This window comes from Butyrivibrio sp. AE2005 (genome assembly GCF_000686965.1).
Taxonomy (GTDB): domain Bacteria; phylum Bacillota; class Clostridia; order Lachnospirales; family Lachnospiraceae; genus Butyrivibrio; species Butyrivibrio hungatei_A.
This window is the reverse complement of the sequence record NZ_JMMD01000017.1, coordinates 15929-35448: the sequence shown is the minus strand read 5'-3', so window position 1 is coordinate 35448 and position 19520 is coordinate 15929. Positions and strand designations below refer to the sequence as shown.

General features: G+C 39.9%; 18 protein-coding genes and 1 pseudogene. 17 read left to right on the top strand and 2 right to left on the bottom strand.

What is annotated here, in order from left to right:
- Positions 1–11 precede the first annotated feature (11 nt).
- The 17 genes and pseudogenes from DL92_RS0111755 (at position 12) to DL92_RS19100 (ending at position 16018) form a co-directional block, all read left to right on the top strand.
- Positions 12–536, top strand: coding sequence for a hypothetical protein (locus tag DL92_RS0111755; protein ID WP_155841139.1), 525 nt, complete (start codon positions 12–14; stop codon positions 534–536).
- A gap of 223 nt (positions 537–759) precedes the next feature.
- The gene (locus DL92_RS0111750) at positions 760–1824 is read left to right on the top strand and encodes an NAD(P)-dependent alcohol dehydrogenase (protein WP_026656467.1); all 1065 of its coding nucleotides are present in this window, start codon (positions 760–762) and stop codon (positions 1822–1824) included.
- A gap of 186 nt (positions 1825–2010) precedes the next feature.
- Entirely contained in the window at positions 2011–2997 is a 987-nt protein-coding gene (locus DL92_RS0111745; protein ID WP_026667816.1) for a GTP-binding protein, read from the top strand.
- 297 nt (positions 2998–3294) lie between these two features.
- Positions 3295–3984 carry a hypothetical protein gene (locus tag DL92_RS0111740; protein WP_026667815.1) on the top strand — a complete coding sequence of 230 codons (690 nt, stop codon included), beginning with the start codon at positions 3295–3297 and terminating at the stop codon, positions 3982–3984.
- Between the two features lie 229 nt (positions 3985–4213).
- A pseudogene (locus DL92_RS21865) lies at positions 4214–4303 on the top strand (DUF7695 domain-containing protein); the annotation flags it as partial.
- 121 nt (positions 4304–4424) lie between these two features.
- Positions 4425–5861 (top strand): ATP-binding protein, encoded by a 1437-nt coding sequence (locus DL92_RS0111725; protein WP_026667814.1) that lies wholly within the window; start codon positions 4425–4427, stop codon positions 5859–5861.
- A 79-nt stretch (positions 5862–5940) separates the two neighbouring features.
- Positions 5941–6081, top strand: coding sequence for a hypothetical protein (locus tag DL92_RS21270; protein ID WP_197027257.1), 141 nt, complete (start codon positions 5941–5943; stop codon positions 6079–6081).
- A gap of 166 nt (positions 6082–6247) precedes the next feature.
- Positions 6248–7552 carry an MFS transporter gene (locus DL92_RS0111715; RefSeq protein WP_026667813.1) on the top strand — a complete coding sequence of 435 codons (1305 nt, stop codon included), beginning with the start codon at positions 6248–6250 and terminating at the stop codon, positions 7550–7552.
- A gap of 44 nt (positions 7553–7596) precedes the next feature.
- On the top strand, positions 7597–7950 hold the full coding sequence (locus DL92_RS0111710; RefSeq protein WP_026667812.1) for a hypothetical protein: 354 nt from the start codon (positions 7597–7599) through the stop codon (positions 7948–7950).
- A 328-nt stretch (positions 7951–8278) separates the two neighbouring features.
- On the top strand, positions 8279–9013 hold the full coding sequence (locus DL92_RS0111705) for a response regulator transcription factor (protein WP_026667811.1): 735 nt from the start codon (positions 8279–8281) through the stop codon (positions 9011–9013).
- A complete protein-coding gene (locus tag DL92_RS0111700; RefSeq protein ID WP_026667810.1) occupies positions 9013–9684 on the top strand; it encodes an LptM family lipoprotein in 672 nt (223 codons plus the stop codon). The genes DL92_RS0111705 and DL92_RS0111700 overlap by 1 nt, the downstream gene beginning before the upstream one ends.
- Before the next feature lie 17 nt (positions 9685–9701).
- A complete protein-coding gene (locus DL92_RS20330; protein WP_051625315.1) occupies positions 9702–12122 on the top strand; it encodes a sensor histidine kinase in 2421 nt (806 codons plus the stop codon).
- A gap of 197 nt (positions 12123–12319) precedes the next feature.
- On the top strand, positions 12320–12643 hold the full coding sequence (locus DL92_RS0111690; protein WP_026656474.1) for a hypothetical protein: 324 nt from the start codon (positions 12320–12322) through the stop codon (positions 12641–12643).
- A gap of 91 nt (positions 12644–12734) precedes the next feature.
- A complete protein-coding gene (locus DL92_RS0111685; protein ID WP_026667809.1) occupies positions 12735–13823 on the top strand; it encodes a metal ABC transporter substrate-binding protein in 1089 nt (362 codons plus the stop codon).
- Between the two features lie 16 nt (positions 13824–13839).
- Positions 13840–14550: a metal ABC transporter ATP-binding protein gene (locus DL92_RS0111680; RefSeq protein WP_026667808.1), complete on the top strand. Its 711-nt coding sequence runs from the start codon at positions 13840–13842 to the stop codon at positions 14548–14550.
- The gene (locus DL92_RS0111675; RefSeq protein WP_026667807.1) at positions 14547–15389 is read left to right on the top strand and encodes a metal ABC transporter permease; all 843 of its coding nucleotides are present in this window, start codon (positions 14547–14549) and stop codon (positions 15387–15389) included. The genes DL92_RS0111680 and DL92_RS0111675 overlap by 4 nt, the downstream gene beginning before the upstream one ends.
- Positions 15386–16018, top strand: a complete 633-nt coding sequence (locus DL92_RS19100) for a hypothetical protein (RefSeq protein ID WP_051625314.1) — start codon at positions 15386–15388, stop codon at positions 16016–16018. The genes DL92_RS0111675 and DL92_RS19100 overlap by 4 nt, the downstream gene beginning before the upstream one ends.
- Here the strand turns inward: DL92_RS19100 and DL92_RS0111665 are convergent.
- Entirely contained in the window at positions 16013–17704 is a 1692-nt protein-coding gene (locus DL92_RS0111665) for a GGDEF domain-containing protein (protein WP_026667806.1), read from the bottom strand. The genes DL92_RS19100 and DL92_RS0111665 overlap by 6 nt on opposite strands.
- The gene (locus tag DL92_RS20325; RefSeq protein WP_026667805.1) at positions 17697–19463 is read right to left on the bottom strand and encodes a GGDEF domain-containing protein; all 1767 of its coding nucleotides are present in this window, start codon (positions 19461–19463) and stop codon (positions 17697–17699) included. The genes DL92_RS0111665 and DL92_RS20325 overlap by 8 nt, the downstream gene beginning before the upstream one ends.
- Positions 19464–19520 lie beyond the last annotated feature (57 nt).

Here is a 19520-nt window from a genome sequence, read left to right as displayed (position 1 = left end):
AGGGTGAAATTATGTATAGGACAGTAAAAAAGAAGTATATCATTACAATGCTTCTTATATCGGTAGCATGCGCGTTTTTGTTCGCAGGATGCGGGAATGGCGGAGCGGAAGATCTTTATCTTAGCAAGGTGAGCTACGTTGTTTGCCCGGTGGACGGTCAGAATATCGATATGTATGTAGTGTCATCGGATTGTTCGGTGATACATTATTTGATAAGAGCAACCGATGACCTTGATATCAAGGAGCTCTTTGAAGGCAAATTCCCTGAAGGGGGATTTTCAAGCGAAAGGCAGCAGATAACCGAACAGGACTGGGAGAAGCTCCAAAGCGTAGTGAATGAGACGGAGTTTATCTATTTGCCCGGTGAAGTGTCAGATTCCGAGATGGTAGCTGATTCAGGCAGCAGCTATATAGAGATAAAGACGGATATGATAAAGCATCTGGCCGGCGGGCATAATGCAGGCTTTGGCAGAGATAAGGCGAATAAGAAATACAGGAGCGTCGCTGATGTGCTTAACACCGCGCTTGGTAACTGACGGTCTGATGTTATACTTTTTTATAAAAAAAGAAATGATAGTAGAAGGAAGCTTTGTGAAAAGAGCTTCCTTTTTTGTGCGCTCATTTTTTGAAATACAGAAAAGTGCACATAAATATACGAATAACAATTGACTGTATGTGCATTTTTCATATAAGATGATATCAACACTCAATTTTGCATAATTAAATAAAGGAGGAGAACATCTTATGGAGCAGAAGACAATGAAGGGTTTTGCAATGCTTAAGATCGGTGAGGTCGGATGGATTACAAAAGACGTTCCGAAGTGTGGACCGCTCGATGCAATCTGCAAACCGCTTGCCATTGCAATATGTACTTCAGATGTACATACAGTATGGGAAGGTGCTGTTGGTGATCGTCATAACATGATCCTTGGTCATGAAGGTTGTGCGGAAGTTGTGGAAGTAGGTGAACTTGTTAAGGACTTTAAGCCCGGTGACAGAGTTTTGGTACCTGCTATCACACCCGATTGGAGTTCGCTTGAGGCTCAGGCCGGATATTCGATGCACTCAGGTGGAATGCTTGCAGGATGGAAGTTCTCCAACTTTAAGGATGGCTTGGATTCCGAGTTTTTCCACGTTAATGATGCGGACGGAAACCTTGCACATATGCCGGAAAACATCAACATTGTAGATGCATGTATGCTTTCTGATATGGTTCCCACAGGATTCCACGGAGTAGAGCTTGCAGATGTTCAGTTTGGTGATACCGTTCTTGTAATCGGTATCGGTCCCGTAGGACTTATGAGTGTAGCCGGGGCGTCACTACGTGGTGCGTCAAGGATCATTGCTGTAGGAACACGTCCTAAATGTGTTGAAGCAGCTAAGAAGTACGGCGCAACCGACTTTATCAATTACAAAAACGGATCTATAGAAGATCAGGTTATGGAACTTACATCAGGAAAAGGTGTAGATAGAGTAGTTATCGCAGGTGGTAATGTCGATACTTTTGAGTCGGCAGTTAAATCGGTTAAGCCCGGCGGACTTATCGGTAACGTTAACTACCTCGGAAGCGGTGACTATATCAGCATTCCAAGAACTGACTGGGGCGTTGGAATGGGACACAAGCAGATCCGCGGAGGACTTATGCCCGGTGGAAGACTTCGTATGGAGAAACTAGGGGCATTGGTATCTTCAGGAAGACTTGATGTAAGCCCGCTTGCAACACATATATTTGAAGGATGGGATCACATTCCCGAAGCATTGCAGCTTATGAAAGATAAGCCGGCAGACCTTATCAAGCCGGTTGTAAAGCTTGTAAATGAGTAATGTTTAACTTTTACTAAAATTATAGGGCAGTCGCAGATTTTAAAGTTTGCGACTGCTCTTGCTGAGAGAACCTGCTGAGGTTTTTTCGAGGCTGGTTCGAACGTCTTACGGCGAACGAAGTGAGAGCGGAAGTTCCTTATACCCTTATTAAGAAGGAGAATACGCCGACGCACCGGCGATGATCATATGAAAGTACTGATAGTTACAGGCTTTTTGGGAGCCGGAAAGACCACATTTATAAAAGAGTTGTTAAAGCATACTAAGCGCTATACTGCGGTTCTGGAGAATGAATTCGGCGATACAAATCTGGACAGCCTCGAAATTTCAGGCTCTACAGATAATAAGGATATGCAGGTTCTTGAGTTCATGGAAGGCTGTGTTTGCTGCAGCAAGAAAGATTCTTTTTTGTACTCAATCCTTACAGTATCAACGGGAATCGCACCCGAGTATCTGATCGTAGAACCGTCGGGCGTTGCCAAACTGAGTAATATTCTTGCCGGCATTGAAAAAGTCAGGTACGAAAAAATTATTCCCGTAAGTCCTATTGTAATAGTATCTGCGAAGTCTTTTTTGGCAAATCTTCATGAGTACAGGGAGCTTATGCGAGACCAGATTTTGAACGCAGGGCATGTCATCTTCTCAAAGACTGAGGGAATGGATGCTGATGAGCTGGAAGAAGTAAAGAAGCAGATAAGAGAGATAAATTCCGATGCGAAGATAACGGAATCCTACCATGATGGCAAGAGTGAGGATTGGTGGACGGAGGTTATGTCGGATGAGGAAGCGCACGCAGTTGGTGACGGCGAGGATGAAGGCGCAGATAATAGTGGGCAGCAGGCTTTTGAGCAAATGACATTTGATCTCATGGAGTTTAATTCTGTAGGAGCACTTGCTGTTTTCTGTGACGATCTATTGAGGAAGCAATACGGCGATATAGCTCGCGCCAAAGGTGTTGTTAAAGTGGGCAATGAAGCCCTTCGTTTTGACATCGCCGACAATTCATACGTAATTACAGGCGGAGAAGAGCCTTATCAGGCAGTGTTCATCGGATCTAGCATAGAGCGGGAGAAACTGTTGGTAGATCATGGGAAGTATTCACTCGCGCAAAATATGTCGAAGAAGGTTGCAGATGGAGCTAATGCGAGTGGGAATATGAAGATAAGACCAAAGTAAGGATCTATGATAGTGCGTAGATTATGACCAATATTGTGGGCAGTATTTAGTGCACTATCATTAACTAAAATCAACTTTCCGAAAATGAAACAGCAATTATTTTTGCATTGTTAAACGGTAGTCAAGGAAGAATGTTCGCTAGCAACTAATGCTATTTTCGAGATTTTTACTATGTGTACTTTCAGAAGAAGTATCTATGCGGGCATTGAACAATTTATATAATATTATTTTTGAAAGGAAGAATTTATAGAAGACAATATTAAAATTGATGATGACGGCTTAAATGCAATAGTTGTTATGGGCGCAGTTAAAGAGGTTGATGACAAGATAAAAAAGATTCAGCCTACTTATGAGAAGAGTTTAGCTAAAGCACAAGCACAGCAAGAGGTTTTAGATAAATACTTAGATAGTTGTAATAATCTTTGCCCAGAGTACTATATAAACGAAATGCAGAAGGTGCTAAAAGGTGAAAATAGTTGGGCGTCACGAGATGCATCGATTCATGAAAAAAAGACTAATAGCCAAGTGAGACGTGATACATATACTCAGTTTATAGGTTTACATCCAACAAAAAGCAGAGATGAGTTAATTGTGGTTTATGATGCTACGATGAAAAAGTTGGAGACTACAAAAAGTGGGAGTAAAAGAATTGAGACGGCTGTCCCAACTTTAAAAACGTTTGCGGATACAGAGAACGATATTGTGAATCTGCTTAAAGAAAAAATAGAAAAACCTGTTTTATCAGAGAGGGAGAAATCACTATTTCATATTCTTCAAGATAATAACGGTAATCAAAGATTGACTAATATAAAAACTTATTTTACTGGTCCGCAGAAAACAACTTGTCCGTTTTGCTTCCAAGATGTTGATGAGAAGTACGCGGATGATTTGGTGCAGAGTATAGAGAAGATTCTTAGTAAAAAGGTCGAAGAACATGGCGAAGCTTTCAAAAGAAGATCAGGCTTATTACGAAAATCTAATGTATAGGCTTGTATTGAATACTGGAAGCCACATGGAAGAAAAGGTAAAAAACTATAGACGATATGAACTTCTTTGACTACATTTCAGATGCAGATAAACAAAGAACTGCAAGGGATGTAATTTGTTTTCTATATAAAATAAACCCACTACATGTTAAAGCACATTTGCAAGATAAAGAAAATGCGATGGATATAATAGATTCATGGTGTGATGCAATATCCGTTTAATTCAAATAATGGAGAATAGTATGCGGAGGATAATCAGAAATGCCATCCAGTGTAAGCGTAGTGGTGATACAATTGAATCAATGAATGTACATGACTACGGAACCTGTAGACATGGCAGACAAACTTTGCGGAGTACTTTCACACTTTCCGGAGTTTTGGATTAATCTGCAGAAGAAGTTTGATGAAGATAAGATTAAATTACAGAAAGGGTGATAGCATATGACAGTAGAAGAAATCTTCCGGGGAGAGTCAAAAGACTTGGAGTTCAAAGAAAAGCTGCCGGAAGACAGTAAAAAATATATGAAGACGATTGTCGCCTTTTCTAATGGTGAAGGTGGCAGACTTATAATTGGTGTCAATGATGACAGAGAAGTTGTTGGTGTTGATCAGACAGCTGTATTTACCATGATAGATAAGATTACTAATGCGATTAGTGACAGCTGTGAGCCTTTGATTATTCCTGATATTGCACCACAGGCCATCGGGGATAAAACGGTAATTGTGGTAGAAATCAGTGCAGGAAGACAAAGACCTTATTATCTTAAATCTCTTGGAATGGATAAGGGTACTTTTATTCGTACAGCCGGATCTACACGACTTGCTGACAGACCATTTATCCAAGAAATGTACTATGAGGATGAGAATAGATCCTTTGATAATGTTGTTAATAAAGACATTGAAGTAACAGATGCTGATATTAATAGCTTCTGTGAGGATATGAAAAAAGAAGCGCAGCGTAATTGCTTGAATGATAAAGACGCTGAAAAGGTAAAGACACCTACCAAGAATAACTTGATAACTTGGGGGATTCTTAAGGAAGAAAACGGAGTTGTTCGCCCAACGTATGCATATTATTATCTGAGAGGGTTAGATGGCATAATGTCTCAGATTCAGTGTGCAGTATTTAAAGGCAATACACGTGGGATTTTTGTTGATAAAAGAGAGTATGAAGGTAATCTTTGGGAGCAGGTGGAGCAGGCTTATCAGTTTGTTCTTCGGAATATTCATCTTGGAGCAAGGATTAAAGGTATTCACAGACAGGATGTTTATGAACTGCCGCCGGAGAGCATACGAGAGCTTATTATCAATGCTGTTGTTAATTGTAGCTTCCTGCAGGGAAGCCTTGTACAGGTGGCAATATATGATAACAGGCTTGAAATCTCGTCTCCTGGTGGATTGATGCCGGGTGTTACAATTGAAAAGATGAAGGAAGGTTTTTCAAAGGTTAGAAATCACGGCATCGCCAATGCTTTTGTTTATATGAATCTCATAGAACAATGGGGGAGCGGTATTCCAAAGATATTGGCACAGACCAAAGAGTATGGACTTCCAGAGGTTGAGTTTATCGATATGGGAATTGCCCTCAGGGTTAATATGTATCGTGCTCTTCCGGAAGATGGTAGACAAGCGATAAAAGTAAGCGATAAAAAGCAAGCGACAAGCGGTAACTACAAGCGAAAAACGATAAAAGCAAGTGAGTGTAGGACTATGTTTGTAGAATATATGTCGCAACATGGTGCTTCTACAACTGCTGAAATGGCTGCAATTTCGGGACTTAGCCCACAGAGAACAAGAGCAATTTTAGCAAAAATGGTAGATGATGGAATCGTAATTGCTGAAGGATCAAATAAAACCAGAAAATATCGCTTGCAATAAACAAGCGATAAAATACACTTAAGAAGTTAAATTTGCAAAACATCGAAGTGAAGATTTTCATAAAAAGGATGGGGGAAATATGAGAAAATTTAATGATATGCTTAATGAGCATTTACAAGATGAGAAATTTAGAAAAGAATATGAAGCAATTCAACCGGAAATGGATGCAATCAGAGCTATTGTAGAAACAAGAAATTTACAGATTCATACGCAGAAATAATTTTCAAAGCATACAGAAAATAGTGTAATGGCGTAACAAAGCAAAAGAGCGACGGATTTGATTCCTAAGCTCTTTTTATTATGACTTTATCAGTTTATTGCTGTAATTGAATGATGAGATATCAGATGCTACAATAGGGAGGCATCATAGACAACAGGGGGACGACATGAATAACAAGACTAATTATATTTCTTTCTGGTTAAGCCAAGCTGTCTCAGAACTTGGAAGTATGATGACAAGCTATGCGCTTATCATTTGGGCCTATCAGCAGAGTAGGTCTGTTATGCAGGTATCGCTGCTTACCTTTTTCACTTTTGCACCAAAGGCAATAACAAGCTTTTTTATAGGCGGATTTGTGGATCGCCATGATAAGAAAAAAATCATCATGCTTACGGATACGGCATCTGCGCTTTGCTCCGTTATTGTATGTGTACTTCTTTATACACAGAAAATGAGCTTGTCGTATATATACGTTATAAATATTGTGCTGGGCGTCATGGAAGCTATACAGTCACCGGCTTCATCAGTGGCATTAGGACTGATCGTACCTGAGGATAAATATGAGAAGATCAGCGGATTAAGTTCTATATCAGAGAATGTAAGCGTTGTGCTTTATCCAATGCTTGCCAGTGCTTTGATGGGATTTTTTGGAATTGCGTCTGTGCTTATGTTTGATATCGCGACATTCCTTTTTGCAATCACAGTAATGTTCTTTGTTATACAGATTCCCAAGGGAAGTGACCCTGAGGAAGAAGAGGGAATGTTTGACGGTTTCTTTGGCGGAGTGAAGTTTTTGAAAGAGAACAAAGGAGTCCTCTATATCATCATCTGCATGACCTTAATGAATTTCCTTTCACGTTTATCTTATGAAAATATTTTGTCACCTATGATTCTTGCAAGAAGCAATGACAATGAAATGGTACTTGGCATTGTAACGTCATTCATCGGAGCAGGTGGAATTGTTGGAGGAGTTTTGGTTAGCACATTGAAAATGCCGAAGAACAAAGTGAAGATGCTGTTTTATTCCGCAGCGCTTTCATTCGCATTCGGCGATTTGCTCATGGCATTTGGACAGAATGTTTTTGTATGGAGCATTGCAGGAATTGCGGCAAGTTTGCCGATTCCGTTTACTATGGCGGCGCAGTCGGTACTGATATATACAAATGTGCGCGAAGATATACAGGGCAGAGTGTTTGCGGTAAGGAATGCGATGAAGTTTGCTGCAATCCCTATGGGAATCTTGCTGGGCGGCGCGATGTCTGAGTACCTCTTTGAACCATTTGTGGATAGTGGAACGAAAGTATCCTCAATGATTGTACGTTTGCTTGGAAATACAGACGGAACCGGAATGGCGATTATGTTCTTGTGTACCGGCATTACAGGATTTGCAAGCTGCATGTTGCTTTCAAGAAGTAAGCAGGTAAAAGAACTGTCTATGCCTGCAGAGCAAGATGAGACTCAAGCGGCATAAGAGGAAAAATCCATACGGATCAAATGCTACTATATGGGGGGATTATGGATAACAAAGAAAAAGAGCATTTGCGAGAAGTGTTATTTTATGATGAGAACTTTTATAAATATTTACCGGATATAATAAATGAGATATTACTTTTTTTAAAAAACAAAAATAATAATATTCCGATATCTATGGCATATATATGTTACTCGTTAGGTTTTTCTCATGATGAATATCGAAAAGTAACATTAAAGTTGCTAAAAATAATATGCAATGAAGAGGAACTTAATAGTGATAACTGTAGAAAAGTATTAGAAGAAGTGCGTCCTTCTGATAAATATGGTATTGTTTATGATGATGAAAGCATTCAAGGAATAATCAATAATTTTTCACTGCTTATTCCAAATAAGTAAGATTTAGTCACTAAGGAAGGGCGCATTATGCAGATAGTTCCAATGAGAGATATGAAAAACACAATAGAAATAGAACGCAGATGTGCTGAATCACAGGATACCTACGCGATACATTAGTGTCGCGTTTTTTTTATACACTCCTACGGATATTACGCTTTCTCATAAGTGTTGACCATAATTTTGTTCATGTTTCTAATGCTCAAATAGTCGTGAACGGTCGCAAGTATCCCATCTTAAACAATTCTTAAAGATTTCCCCTATTGGAACTTAAAAATTTTTTCAATACAATGTATCTATGATTAATCATTGAAAATATACGGGAGAAAAAATGAACAATATTCTTATTTGTGACGATGAAAAGGACATCGTATCTGCGCTTAGGATCTACCTTGAAAGTGAAGGCATGAGTGTTACGGCGGCTTATAACGGAAAAGAAGCGCTTGAAATAATGCAGAGTCCTATCGGAAATGACATTCATCTTATCCTTATGGATGTGATGATGCCTGAGATGGACGGAATAACTGCAATGGCAGAGATCAGAAGGATATCCAATGTACCTATAATCATGCTCACTGCAAAAAGTGAGGATGAAGATAAAGTTGTGGGGCTGACGGTCGGAGCAGATGACTATGTTACCAAGCCGTTTAATCAGGTTGAGCTGATGGCGAGAGTAAAATCCCAGATTCGTCGTTATACAATGCTTGGGGCTAAAGGGACTTCGGAAGTAACAACAAATACAGATATGATCACTATCGGCGGTATCGAATTAAATGATAAGGCAAAAGAAGTAACGCTGGATGGAAATCCTGTTTCGCTCACTCCCTTGGAATATGACATATTGAAACTATTGATGATTCATCCGGGTGAAGTTTTTTCTCCAAAAGAAATATATACAAGTGTCTGGAAAGAAAACATGATAGGCGCCGAAAGTACGGTGGCTGTTCATATCAGGCATCTTAGAGAAAAATTGGAATATGACAGTACAGATCCCAGATATTTAATAGCTGTCTGGGGGCGAGGATATAAGATTGAGAAGGGAACACCTCGGGAAAGGAAAGTGTAATGAAAAAAAGAACTGGTTTTTTAATAATATCTGCTATGGTGCTTACACTTGCAGGCTGTGGACAGGCGAATCAATCAAATACATCTGATGCATCGAATGCGTCTGACACATCGAATGTGTCAAGTACACCTGAAATATCGAATACATCTGACACATCAAATACACCTGAAATATCGAATGTAGCAAATACATCGGATACACTGAATGCGGTGGTTATATCTGATCCATCGTATACGATACCGGAATCAGATCTATCTTTTGAATATAACGGAAAGAGCGTTTCCGTCAAAAATGATGCAAAGAAAAATATTGAAGCTCTCGGTAATCCAACTGAGGAAAAGACTTCACCATATAATGAACTTGACAAATCATATATATTTGGCAATGCTCCTGATTCAATAGAGCTTTTAACTATTAAAGATAAAACACAGGCAATAGTAATCCATGATTCAAATGTAAAAACTTCCAGAGGCATAGGAGTGGGAAGTACTTGCGATGATGTAATAGCTGCGTACGGTGGTAAAGCTCCTACCGGCGTGGATGGTATTGATATCTCGATAAAATTCTCTTATAGTTACAAGAATTACTCGGTTTCATTTGATATTGATGATAAGGACCGTGTGGTAACAGCAATTACCTATTCAAACAATACTATGACACGTCTGTGGTGACGGATTGAGGAAAGAAGATGAAACGTTTTTACAGTATAAAAGCAAAAATATTATTGGCAATAGCATGTATATTCTTTACAGTGTGTTTTTTAGTGAGTATAGTTGCAAGTTATATTATTGGTGCAAAAACATATCATAGTGATGGTTCAACGACATACTCATTTAGAAAAGAAGTTTTTGATGATGCGGGAAAAGCATATGCTGTGCTAGCTCTTTCTAAATATGATTCCGGATTCAATACCGATCTTTTGAATGGGATGAACTGTTACTATGGAGTTATTGACGGGGCTATATCGGAAGATGCAGATTTAAATGATAACAGCATATACCTTTATCGAAATTTTGCCGGTGTTTCAGTGCCATCATGGAATAATGAATTATTTATTAATTCATATACAGTAAATGACAAAACAGTTTTTAATAGAAGTGAACAATTCTTAGGAATGTTCGGGGCGCAGAATAGCATACTTACAGATACAAGCAGACGTGAGGAAGTATTTGAAGTTCAAGGTATAGGATACGATACCTTGGGAAGTAAAGCATATGCTTATGCCAATGATCGATTCTTTGCGCTGGATTCATTTTGGTATGGGAGGGTAATGGATGATTATGTTGCTGAAGCTCACAATATGGATAGCACTTTTAGTAAAATATGGTCCATGAATAACACGAATGGCGAAGAAGCTACAGAAGAAAATGAAAAGCTTTTTATTGCAGGCAATGCGTATGATCCTATTTCAAAGTCTATAGAAGACTATAAATTGTGTTTGAATAATTCCAATGGCGAAAAAGGTATATTGGATGGGGATTATGTGGCGGATCTGTCTCCGATTCATGATACTTTAAAAGACATTGACTCTTTTGATGCGGTTGGAACACGTTTTACTTATTTTAATGATCCACCCAAAATCAGAAGCGAAGTGGAAAATTCCCAAAACAAGCGTTTTACTTTCATTTGTTTTCCCAATGAAGCTAAACTTTCCACCAAAGGTCATGCAAATGATTATTATGCAAAGGCTAAGAAGATTGTCAGCGTAGCATATACGATTAAGCCTTTCGTTCCTATAGTCAGTATTATTTCTTTTGTAATGATATGGGTATGTTTTGGGTTATTTATTAAAGCAGCAGGCCATACAAAGCAGAGCAAAAAAATTGTGGCAGGTCCGTTTGATTGGATTCCGGTAGATTTAGCATTTATTGCGACAGTAGCTTTGGAGCTTATATTTTTAGTAATAATAGCTGAGCTGAAAAATAGATTGGATTATTTGCCGTTTTATAAGGCGCTAGTTGGTATAGGTGGAAGCTTTATACTTGGAATGGCGGTAGGGCTTTGTTTTTGTTCATTATTTGCAGTAAATTTCAAGCTTTGCAGATTACACAAGAACATGTTTATTATAAGGCTACTGATGAAAGTTGGATGGAAGGCGCGTATATGGATTTCCTATATGATGTTACCTCTAATTCTGATTATGATAAATGTAGCTTTAGAATGGTATGTAGGTGTATGGTTCGATGGTTTATTTGTTTATTTAATGGATAAGGTGGTACTCGCAGCCTTTATATTCTGGGGAATTCGAAGCTATTCGAAGATAAAAGACTCTGCAGAAAAACTTGCGGCGGGAGATATGACAGCACATGTTGATGTGAGGGGAATGCCGCAGTTTATGGAAGAAACCGGAACAGCCCTCAACGATATTCAGGCGGGAATTGAGATTGCTTTGGCGGAGCGCACAAAGAGTGAGCGAATGAAGACTGAGCTCATTACAAATGTATCTCACGATATCAAGACGCCTATCACATCCATAATAAATTACGTTGATCTTCTAGATAAAGAGAACCTGGAAAACGAGAATGCAAAAGAATATCTTGAAGTCCTGAACAGACAGTCGCTTCGTCTTAAAAAACTTGTTGAAGATATTATTGAAGCATCAAAAATCTCCAGCGGAAATATTGAGCTTAATATGGAGGAAGTAAATGCGGAGGTTTTGCTGGATCAGTCTATCGGAGAATTCGCGGAACGACTTAAGGAAAAGAAAATAGAAGTCGTTGTTAACAGCTGTGACAGTGAAATGCACCTCATTGCAGACAACAGGTATTTGTGGAGGGTGTTCGATAATATTATGAGTAATATTGTCAAATATGCTCAGGCAGATACAAGAGCTTATGTAGACCTTGAAAACAATGGTGATAAACTTAGATTTACTTTTAGGAACACATCCCGTGAACAATTAAACATCTCACCTGAAGAACTGATGGAAAGATTTGTCAGAGGAGATAAATCAAGATATACAGACGGAAACGGACTCGGCCTCTCTATCGCTCACAGTCTCACCGAGGCCATGGGTGGAACTATGAACATCTTCATAGACGGTGATTTCTTTAAGGTAATTCTTGAATTTGATGCGATTATAGAAAATGTTACAGAAAACGAGGATTAATGCTATGCTGGATTACTTATTTTACTTTTGTGTAATTATATGGTTCATAGTGCTATATCACTTCGCAGATAACTAATACTACCGGCCATCCCCTTCATTAAAGGCACAACCTTCGCCTGAAACTTCCCCCCGGCCATACGGCTTGACATTTTTGCAAACAATGAACTAAACTTGAGGAAGTTTTAGGAGAAGCAAGCATGAATTATAATGGCGCAGTTGAGAAACATAATAATGTGCGCAGAGTGATAGCGGTATTTGTGGCGGTAGCACTCAGCTTTACCATGCTCTTTTCCACAATATATATAGTTAAGGAACAGCATCATGAGTGCCATGGCGTAGAGTGTCCCGTATGTCACAATATTGCAAGGTGCGAGCAGTTTCTTAATCAGATTTCTACAGGTCTTATACATCTTGCTATAAGTGTAGTTGCGGTAATGATCGTCTCGATTATTTTGCCTAGAGAAAATGAGAACATTTCTCATCCTACACTTGTCAGCTTCAAGGTACGTCTCGATAATTGAAGCAACCTCTTTTGTGTAGCGTTTTGCTGCTACATGATCATATTTTTTATCCAATACAATAATAAAAAAATGAATAAGAAAGAGGAATATTATGAAGAAATATATTTCAGTTTTGGTTGCTGCCGTAATGGCAAGCAGCATTATTTGCGCATGCGGAAATGGAAATGCTCAGGATGCATCAGCTGCAGGAACATCAGCAGTAAATGCTTCGGAAGCTGTATCTGAGGCAGCAGGCGACAGTGATATAAGCATTGTGACAACTATTTTCCCTGAATATGACTGGGTTAAGAATATAGCAGGAGAGAACCCTGCAAATGCAGACATCACAATGCTTCTTGATAGCGGTGTAGACCTTCATAGCTATCAGCCCACAGCAGAAGATATTGCTAAGATCTCAAAATGCGACATGTTCATTTATGTTGGCGGAGAGTCTGATGAATGGGTAGATGATGCGCTTAAGGAAGCAACCAATAAAGATATGGTAGTTATCAACCTTCTCGACGTACTTGGCGATGACATCAAGGAAGAAGAGATTGTTGAAGGTATGGAGCACGAGCACGAACATGAAGAGGGCGAAGAGCACGAAGAAGGTGAAGAACACGAGCATGAGGAAGGCGAAGAGCATGAAGAAGGTGAAGAAGTAGAATACGACGAGCACGTATGGCTCTCACTTAAGAATGCGGCTAAACTTTGCAGTGCCATAAAAGACGGAATGGTTTCTGTTGATGAAGCTAACAAAGACGTTTATGAGAAGAACGCAAACGACTACATTACAAAGCTTGAAGCTCTTGACGCAGAATACGAGAATGCGGTTAAGGCAGGAAGCAAGAAGACAGTTCTTTTCGCAGACCGTTTTCCGTTCCGTTACCTTGTTGATGATTACGGACTTGATTATTATGCAGCATTTGTAGGTTGCTCAGCAGAGACTGAAGCAAGCTTTGAAACAATAACATTCCTTTCAAAGAAAGTAGATGAACTCGGACTTGGTTCCATCCTGACCATTGAAGGAAAGGACAAGAAGATTGCCGATACTGTAAAGCAGAACACAGCAAAGAAGGATCAGAACATCCTTACAATGGATTCTTTGCAGTCAACAACTTCTGATGATGTGGCAAAGGGAGTAACTTATATTTCTGTAATGGAAGGAAATCTTGAAGTACTTAAGGAAGCGCTTAAATAAAGCGGGAGGTGTTATCATGTCGTTCATTTCCGCGCAGAATCTGTCGCTTGGATACGATAGGACTGTGGTTGTTGATGATTTAAATTTCATAGTTGAAAAAGGAAACTATCTTTGCATTGTTGGAGAGAATGGCTCAGGTAAGACAACTCTCATGAAAACAATGCTGGGATTACAGGCATCTATTGGTGGACAGATTCTGTTCGGTGATGGGCTAAAAAAGAATGAGATAGGCTATCTGCCTCAGCAGACGGTTGTTCAAAGAGATTTTCCGGCATCCGTATTTGAGATTGTTCTTTCGGGATGTCAGTCTCACATGGGACTACGACCTTTTTATACGGAAAAAGAAAGGAAGATTGCCCGTGAGAATATGGATAGGATGGGTATTACCGATCTGAAAAACAGGTGTTACAGAGAGTTATCAGGTGGTCAGCAGCAAAGAGTTCTTTTGGCAAGGGCTCTTTGTGCCACCACAAAAGTTCTTCTTCTGGATGAGCCTGTTTCCGGACTTGATCCCAAAGTTACGTTTGAGATGTACGAACTTATAAAAGAACTGAATGACAGCGGAGTTACGATAATCATGGTATCGCATGATATAGCCGCTGCCGTTAAGTATGCAAGCCACATACTTCATATCGGGAAAACTTTGTTTTTTGGAACCAAGGATGAGTATGTATCGAGTAATGTCGGAAAGTTCTTTATGAATATGGAAGGAGGCGAGCTTGCATGATAGAGAAGTTAGTGGAATACTTCCAATATCCGTTTGTTGTTTATGCATTTATAGTAGGAACGCTTATAGCACTGTCGTCGTCGCTTCTAGGAGTGACACTTGTTCTTAAGAGATATTCATTTATTGGAGACGGACTTTCGCACGTTGCTTTCGGAGCGATGGCGATTGCAACTGTATTAAAGATTGCAAACCAGACCGCCGTTATTTTGCCGATAACCGTTATATGCGCCGTTTTCCTTTTAAGGAGCGGAAATAACGCAAAGATAAAGGGCGATGCCGCAATTGCGATGATCTCTGTCGGAGCGTTGGCATTTGGTTATCTTATCGTAAATAAATTTTCAACCTCCGCGAATCTTTCGGGAGATGTGTGCAGTACATTGTTTGGTTCGATGTCTATACTTACACTTACGATGTCGGAAGTTATGGTATGTGTGGTGTTGTCGATCATTGTTGTGGCATTATTTCTTTTTATGTACAACAAGATATTTGCGGTTACTTTTGATGAGGATTTTGCAAAGGCTACAGGTGTAAAAGCCGATGCCTATAACTTTATCATTGCGGTAATGATCGCAGTGATAATAGTGCTTTCCATGAATCTTGTAGGTTCGCTGCTTATATCGGCGCTTGTGATATTCCCCGCGCTCTCTGCCATGAGTATATTAAAGAATTTCAAAAGCGTTACGATTTTTTCGGCAATCTCATCCGTTATATGTGCAATATCAGGAATGCTCATATCGATGCTTGCCGGAACGCCTGTCGGATCTACTATTGTAGCGGTTGATGTTTTTGTATTTGCGGTGGCTTATTTTATCGGAAAAGGAACAGGAGGAAAAGCATGATGAAAAAAATGAGATATATAGCAGTGATGACATTGGTTGTGCTTATTACTTCGGGATGCGCAGATGATTCAAGTGCGGTAAGCTCAAGGCCCGGAAGCGGTGCAAAAACTGTTGATGATGTGATCGCTGAGCAGATGGCTGCAAGTGATATGTCGTCTTTGATCGCAGAGTACGGAGAATATGAAGAGGATGATGATGCTTCTTATGGTGACACTTCGGGCGCTTCGGATAACTCGGCGGCTGCAACAAGTTTTCATACCGCGGAAGAGATTAAGGTGGACGGAGATTACGTCGATCTGACCAAACAGTCTTCGACAATGATATACACAACTGTTTATAACATGATGTATTATCCTGAAAATTTCGTTGGAAAGACTATCAAGATGACGGGAAATTATTCCGAGTATGTTGCCGAGGATACGGGTAAGCGCTATTTTGCCTGCATTATAAAAGATGCCACGGCGTGCTGCTCGCAGGGAGTTGAGTTTGAACTTACAAGTGATTACAAATATCCCGATAATTACCCGAAGGAAGAGGACCCGATAACGGTAGAAGGAGTCTTTGATTTGTATGAAGAAGGGCAGTATCAGTACTGTACACTCAGAAATGCCAAACTATGTGAATCATAGTCTGGCATCTATTCCAAGTTTTTCATGCATGATTTTCTTGGTTTCATACATACGGCGATCGGCCAGAAGGTATACCTCGTGCGAGCCCTTTTCGGGGCATTCGTGCCGGTATGCGTAACCTGCCGCAACGCTTCGTACGTAATCAGGGTAGATTGCATTCATAACATCAAGGGCGCTGTTCATTCGACTTATCAGATCATCGATGTCGAGTGAAACGGCGTCTTTTATTATTACAAGAAATTCGTCTCCGCCTATTCTGGCGCACATTCCGTATTGGGCGAAGGTGCCGGTGAGTATCTTTGAGAAATCCAAAATATATTTATCGCCTTCGGGGTGACCCATTTTGTCATTTACGGGTTTAAGCCCGTTTAAGTCGATACTGATTATGCAGTAGTCCCGCTGGGATCTGTCGAGCGCCTTCATTTCTCTGTCGGCACTTGCCCTGTTGGGGAGATCTGTCAGTCCGTCTGCATAAGCAAGGTGGACAAGCGATTCACGCTCTTTTTTCTGAGCAAAAGTTTTTGTTATGTACAGCAGGTAGTATGCAAGCTGTGACATTGCAAAGATAATCGCGCCCAGACCTATTATCGGGAAAGTCGCCGTCTGAGCGGGCAAGACGCGAATGGTTGTCAGCGTATATCCTATAAGGTGTATGAATCCTGAAGTTGAAAGTGCGAACATACCTATCATCTGCAGGTTTTCTATAAAGAGAGCTTTCTTTTTTACAATTGTCCTTACAAAGCAATAGACAATCAGAACGTAGATTATAAGCGCATTTATGTCGAACAGTACAAGGGTGCGTTTTAAGTGAATGGAAAAAATAAAGTACAAAATCTGCTGAAGAATAGGCACTACTATACTTGCAACAAACAGTCCGATCACTGTCTTTTTCAGCTTTATCTCATTCATGAAGTATAGGATTATGTAGCACAGAGGAACAAAGAGAAATAGCGTGAAATACTCCAGTTCGGTCTCAATGTCGGTGTTTATAAACAGCGAAAGCATATTTGAATAGCACATGAGATAAAAGCCTATGTTTATACATAGGATTGATGCAAATATCTGTATCTTTAATTCCGGCAGGTACGTGACAAACAAAAGGCTCAGTGTCAGCAAAAAGAGACCGAAAGTAAACAGGAACATTCCGATCAGAATGACAAACTGGTTATTGCTGATAATGAATGTCAAAAGGTCGGGGTGGTTTCCGAAATACACCGGGTCAAAGAATGAAAAGGCGTCTTTCTCACACGCGGTGAGCTTGAATGTTAAGTAGCTTTTTCTATACTTGCGCGGAATTGTTATGAAGTGATATCTTCTTCCGACAAATTTGTTGTTGTCATATTTGTCCATTCCGTATTCATATATGAGTTTGCCGTCAAGGTAGCATTTGATCGCAGAATAATTAGTTCTAAATACTATTGCGGGAAGCGGAATATCACCTATAAACGGCATGTTAAGCGACATGATGACTGTGTCACCACGTTTTGGAGGAACGGAGAAAAGAGTATTGATCTCTGTGAGCTTTACATGCGGAAATTCTTCATTGCCTACTCTTACGGTCCAGTTTGAATTGAACTGAACGGAAGGATAGTCGTGAGTCATATCAAGAAACCAGAAGCATGCAAGGAATATTACGACGACGGTTATGCCGCTGAGCGCAATTATTGAAAGAAGACGTTTACGCATTACTTGTGCTCACCTCCTTCTTTGCCTGGTTTTTCATGAGGTCATTGTATAGTCTGCCGAGTGATTCGTTGTGATGTTTCTTTTTCATGGAATACATTCTTTTATCGGCAAGCAGGTATACAAGCTGAGCAGAAGGGTTATTTAGCGAGGAATCTATACTTTCGGCGTATCCCCAGGAGGCAGAATAATGTATCCTACTGCTTTTGCCATTTCTGTAGCTCATCAGGTCTTCTAGGATTGCCAGATCGGTGTCTCTTCTTGGCGCATCAATATATGGAAGCACGACTATAAATTCGTCGCCGCCCATTCTTCCGACAAGTGAAGCGTCTATGAAACTGCTTTTTAGCATGGTTGCAAAACCGCTAAGCAAGGTATCTCCCGCGGAATGGCCGTAGTTATCGTTTGTGTATTTGAGATAATCAAGGTCAACACTTATTATTGTGTAGCGGCCTCTTGTATTGGCAAGGGACAGCTCGCACTTTGCCCTGTTTGCCAGTCTTGTCAGGGAATCTGTGTATGCAAGACCTTCAAGCTGGCTCTGTACGGTTGCTTCATTGATATATTCGATACAGTGATAGAAGTAGTTGACCAAAAGGCAGAGCATGAAGAAGAATGAGCCTATCGTCATGAAGTTGATAGAGGCATTTATCTCGCCCATCTTAAAATATTTAAGGATATTAAATTTGATGATGTCTATCATTGCACAGCCGAGCAAAAGGATAAATCCGATAATGAGCAGATTGGTGGAATAGATTCTTGTTTCAAACTCATTTCTGGCTTTGGCTCTGGATATAACCGTAATTACTATTGAGCTTATAATGGTCACGCCTTCCAGTATGGCAAGTATATGTAGGAACAGTATAAATTTGCATATGTGAATGATATTTAAAATGTGCAGAGTTGAAGTCACAACAATGAAAATAGTGTCAACTATCAAAAATATTTTGCAGAGCAATATATGCTTGGTCTGTTTGGAGGACATGACAAATCCTGCAATAGAAGCAGGGAGCGTGAAAAGAGAAAAATATTCCAAAAAGTTTGCTATGCTGGCGTGGTCTGTGAAAAACCAGAATATGTCATTATAGCAAAGAACATATATGCCAATTGCAAGAGATATAAAGGCACTGAAGATAATACTGTAATCATGAAAGTCTGAGAAAATAAGGATTGGCGCCAATATGGCAAGTACAAAGCCAAAAATGCACAGAAAGGCACCGATTATGAGGGACAGCCTGTTTTTCTGAATGAGATATGTTGATATGTCGCCGAATGTTCCGAAGTATATTTCTGAAAATCCTGAAAAGGCTTCATCTTCGCAGGATACCATTACTATCTTTATTTTTTTTCCGGAGTAGCCTTCGGGAAGAGAAATAAAGTTCTGCATTTTGGGGACCATTTTTTTATTATCAGCAATAAGATGACCGTAGTTATAGACAAGGTCGTTGTCAATATATACGTCAACCGTTGCAAGGATGGAGCGAAAGTGGATTGATGCCGGATATATGTTTGACTCGGGAAGCGTGTTCTCGATAATAACAATTTCATTTTTGTTGACCATGCCGAGATTTGCATCTTTCAAGGATACGGCCGTAAAAGATTTGTGTCCATGCGAAACAGTCCAACCGGAATCCAGCTGAACCATATCTTTTTTGGGCGGTGTATTCAGTTTTGGCGATCCGAGAAATAAGATAACAGTAGTCATTATGGCAATAGCCAATATACCTAAAATGGCTGCCTGCATCTTTGTACCTTTTTTCAAAAAAAGCCTCCTTTGAACTTATATCTAGTATAGCTCAAAGAAGACTTAATTTACATA

Coding starts and splice junctions, on each gene's coding strand:
- DL92_RS0111755 (WP_155841139.1), top strand. CDS start 12: ATGTATAGGACAGTAAAAAAGAAGTATATCATTACAATGCTTCTTATA.
- DL92_RS0111750 (WP_026656467.1), top strand. CDS start 760: ATGAAGGGTTTTGCAATGCTTAAGATCGGTGAGGTCGGATGGATTACA.
- DL92_RS0111745 (WP_026667816.1), top strand. CDS start 2,011: ATGAAAGTACTGATAGTTACAGGCTTTTTGGGAGCCGGAAAGACCACA.
- DL92_RS0111740 (WP_026667815.1), top strand. CDS start 3,295: ATGGGCGCAGTTAAAGAGGTTGATGACAAGATAAAAAAGATTCAGCCT.
- DL92_RS0111725 (WP_026667814.1), top strand. CDS start 4,425: ATGACAGTAGAAGAAATCTTCCGGGGAGAGTCAAAAGACTTGGAGTTC.
- DL92_RS21270 (WP_197027257.1), top strand. CDS start 5,941: ATGAGAAAATTTAATGATATGCTTAATGAGCATTTACAAGATGAGAAA.
- DL92_RS0111715 (WP_026667813.1), top strand. CDS start 6,248: ATGAATAACAAGACTAATTATATTTCTTTCTGGTTAAGCCAAGCTGTC.
- DL92_RS0111710 (WP_026667812.1), top strand. CDS start 7,597: ATGGATAACAAAGAAAAAGAGCATTTGCGAGAAGTGTTATTTTATGAT.
- DL92_RS0111705 (WP_026667811.1), top strand. CDS start 8,279: ATGAACAATATTCTTATTTGTGACGATGAAAAGGACATCGTATCTGCG.
- DL92_RS0111700 (WP_026667810.1), top strand. CDS start 9,013: ATGAAAAAAAGAACTGGTTTTTTAATAATATCTGCTATGGTGCTTACA.
- DL92_RS20330 (WP_051625315.1), top strand. CDS start 9,702: ATGAAACGTTTTTACAGTATAAAAGCAAAAATATTATTGGCAATAGCA.
- DL92_RS0111690 (WP_026656474.1), top strand. CDS start 12,320: ATGAATTATAATGGCGCAGTTGAGAAACATAATAATGTGCGCAGAGTG.
- DL92_RS0111685 (WP_026667809.1), top strand. CDS start 12,735: ATGAAGAAATATATTTCAGTTTTGGTTGCTGCCGTAATGGCAAGCAGC.
- DL92_RS0111680 (WP_026667808.1), top strand. CDS start 13,840: ATGTCGTTCATTTCCGCGCAGAATCTGTCGCTTGGATACGATAGGACT.
- DL92_RS0111675 (WP_026667807.1), top strand. CDS start 14,547: ATGATAGAGAAGTTAGTGGAATACTTCCAATATCCGTTTGTTGTTTAT.
- DL92_RS19100 (WP_051625314.1), top strand. CDS start 15,386: ATGATGAAAAAAATGAGATATATAGCAGTGATGACATTGGTTGTGCTT.
- DL92_RS0111665 (WP_026667806.1), bottom strand. CDS start 17,704: ATGCGTAAACGTCTTCTTTCAATAATTGCGCTCAGCGGCATAACCGTC.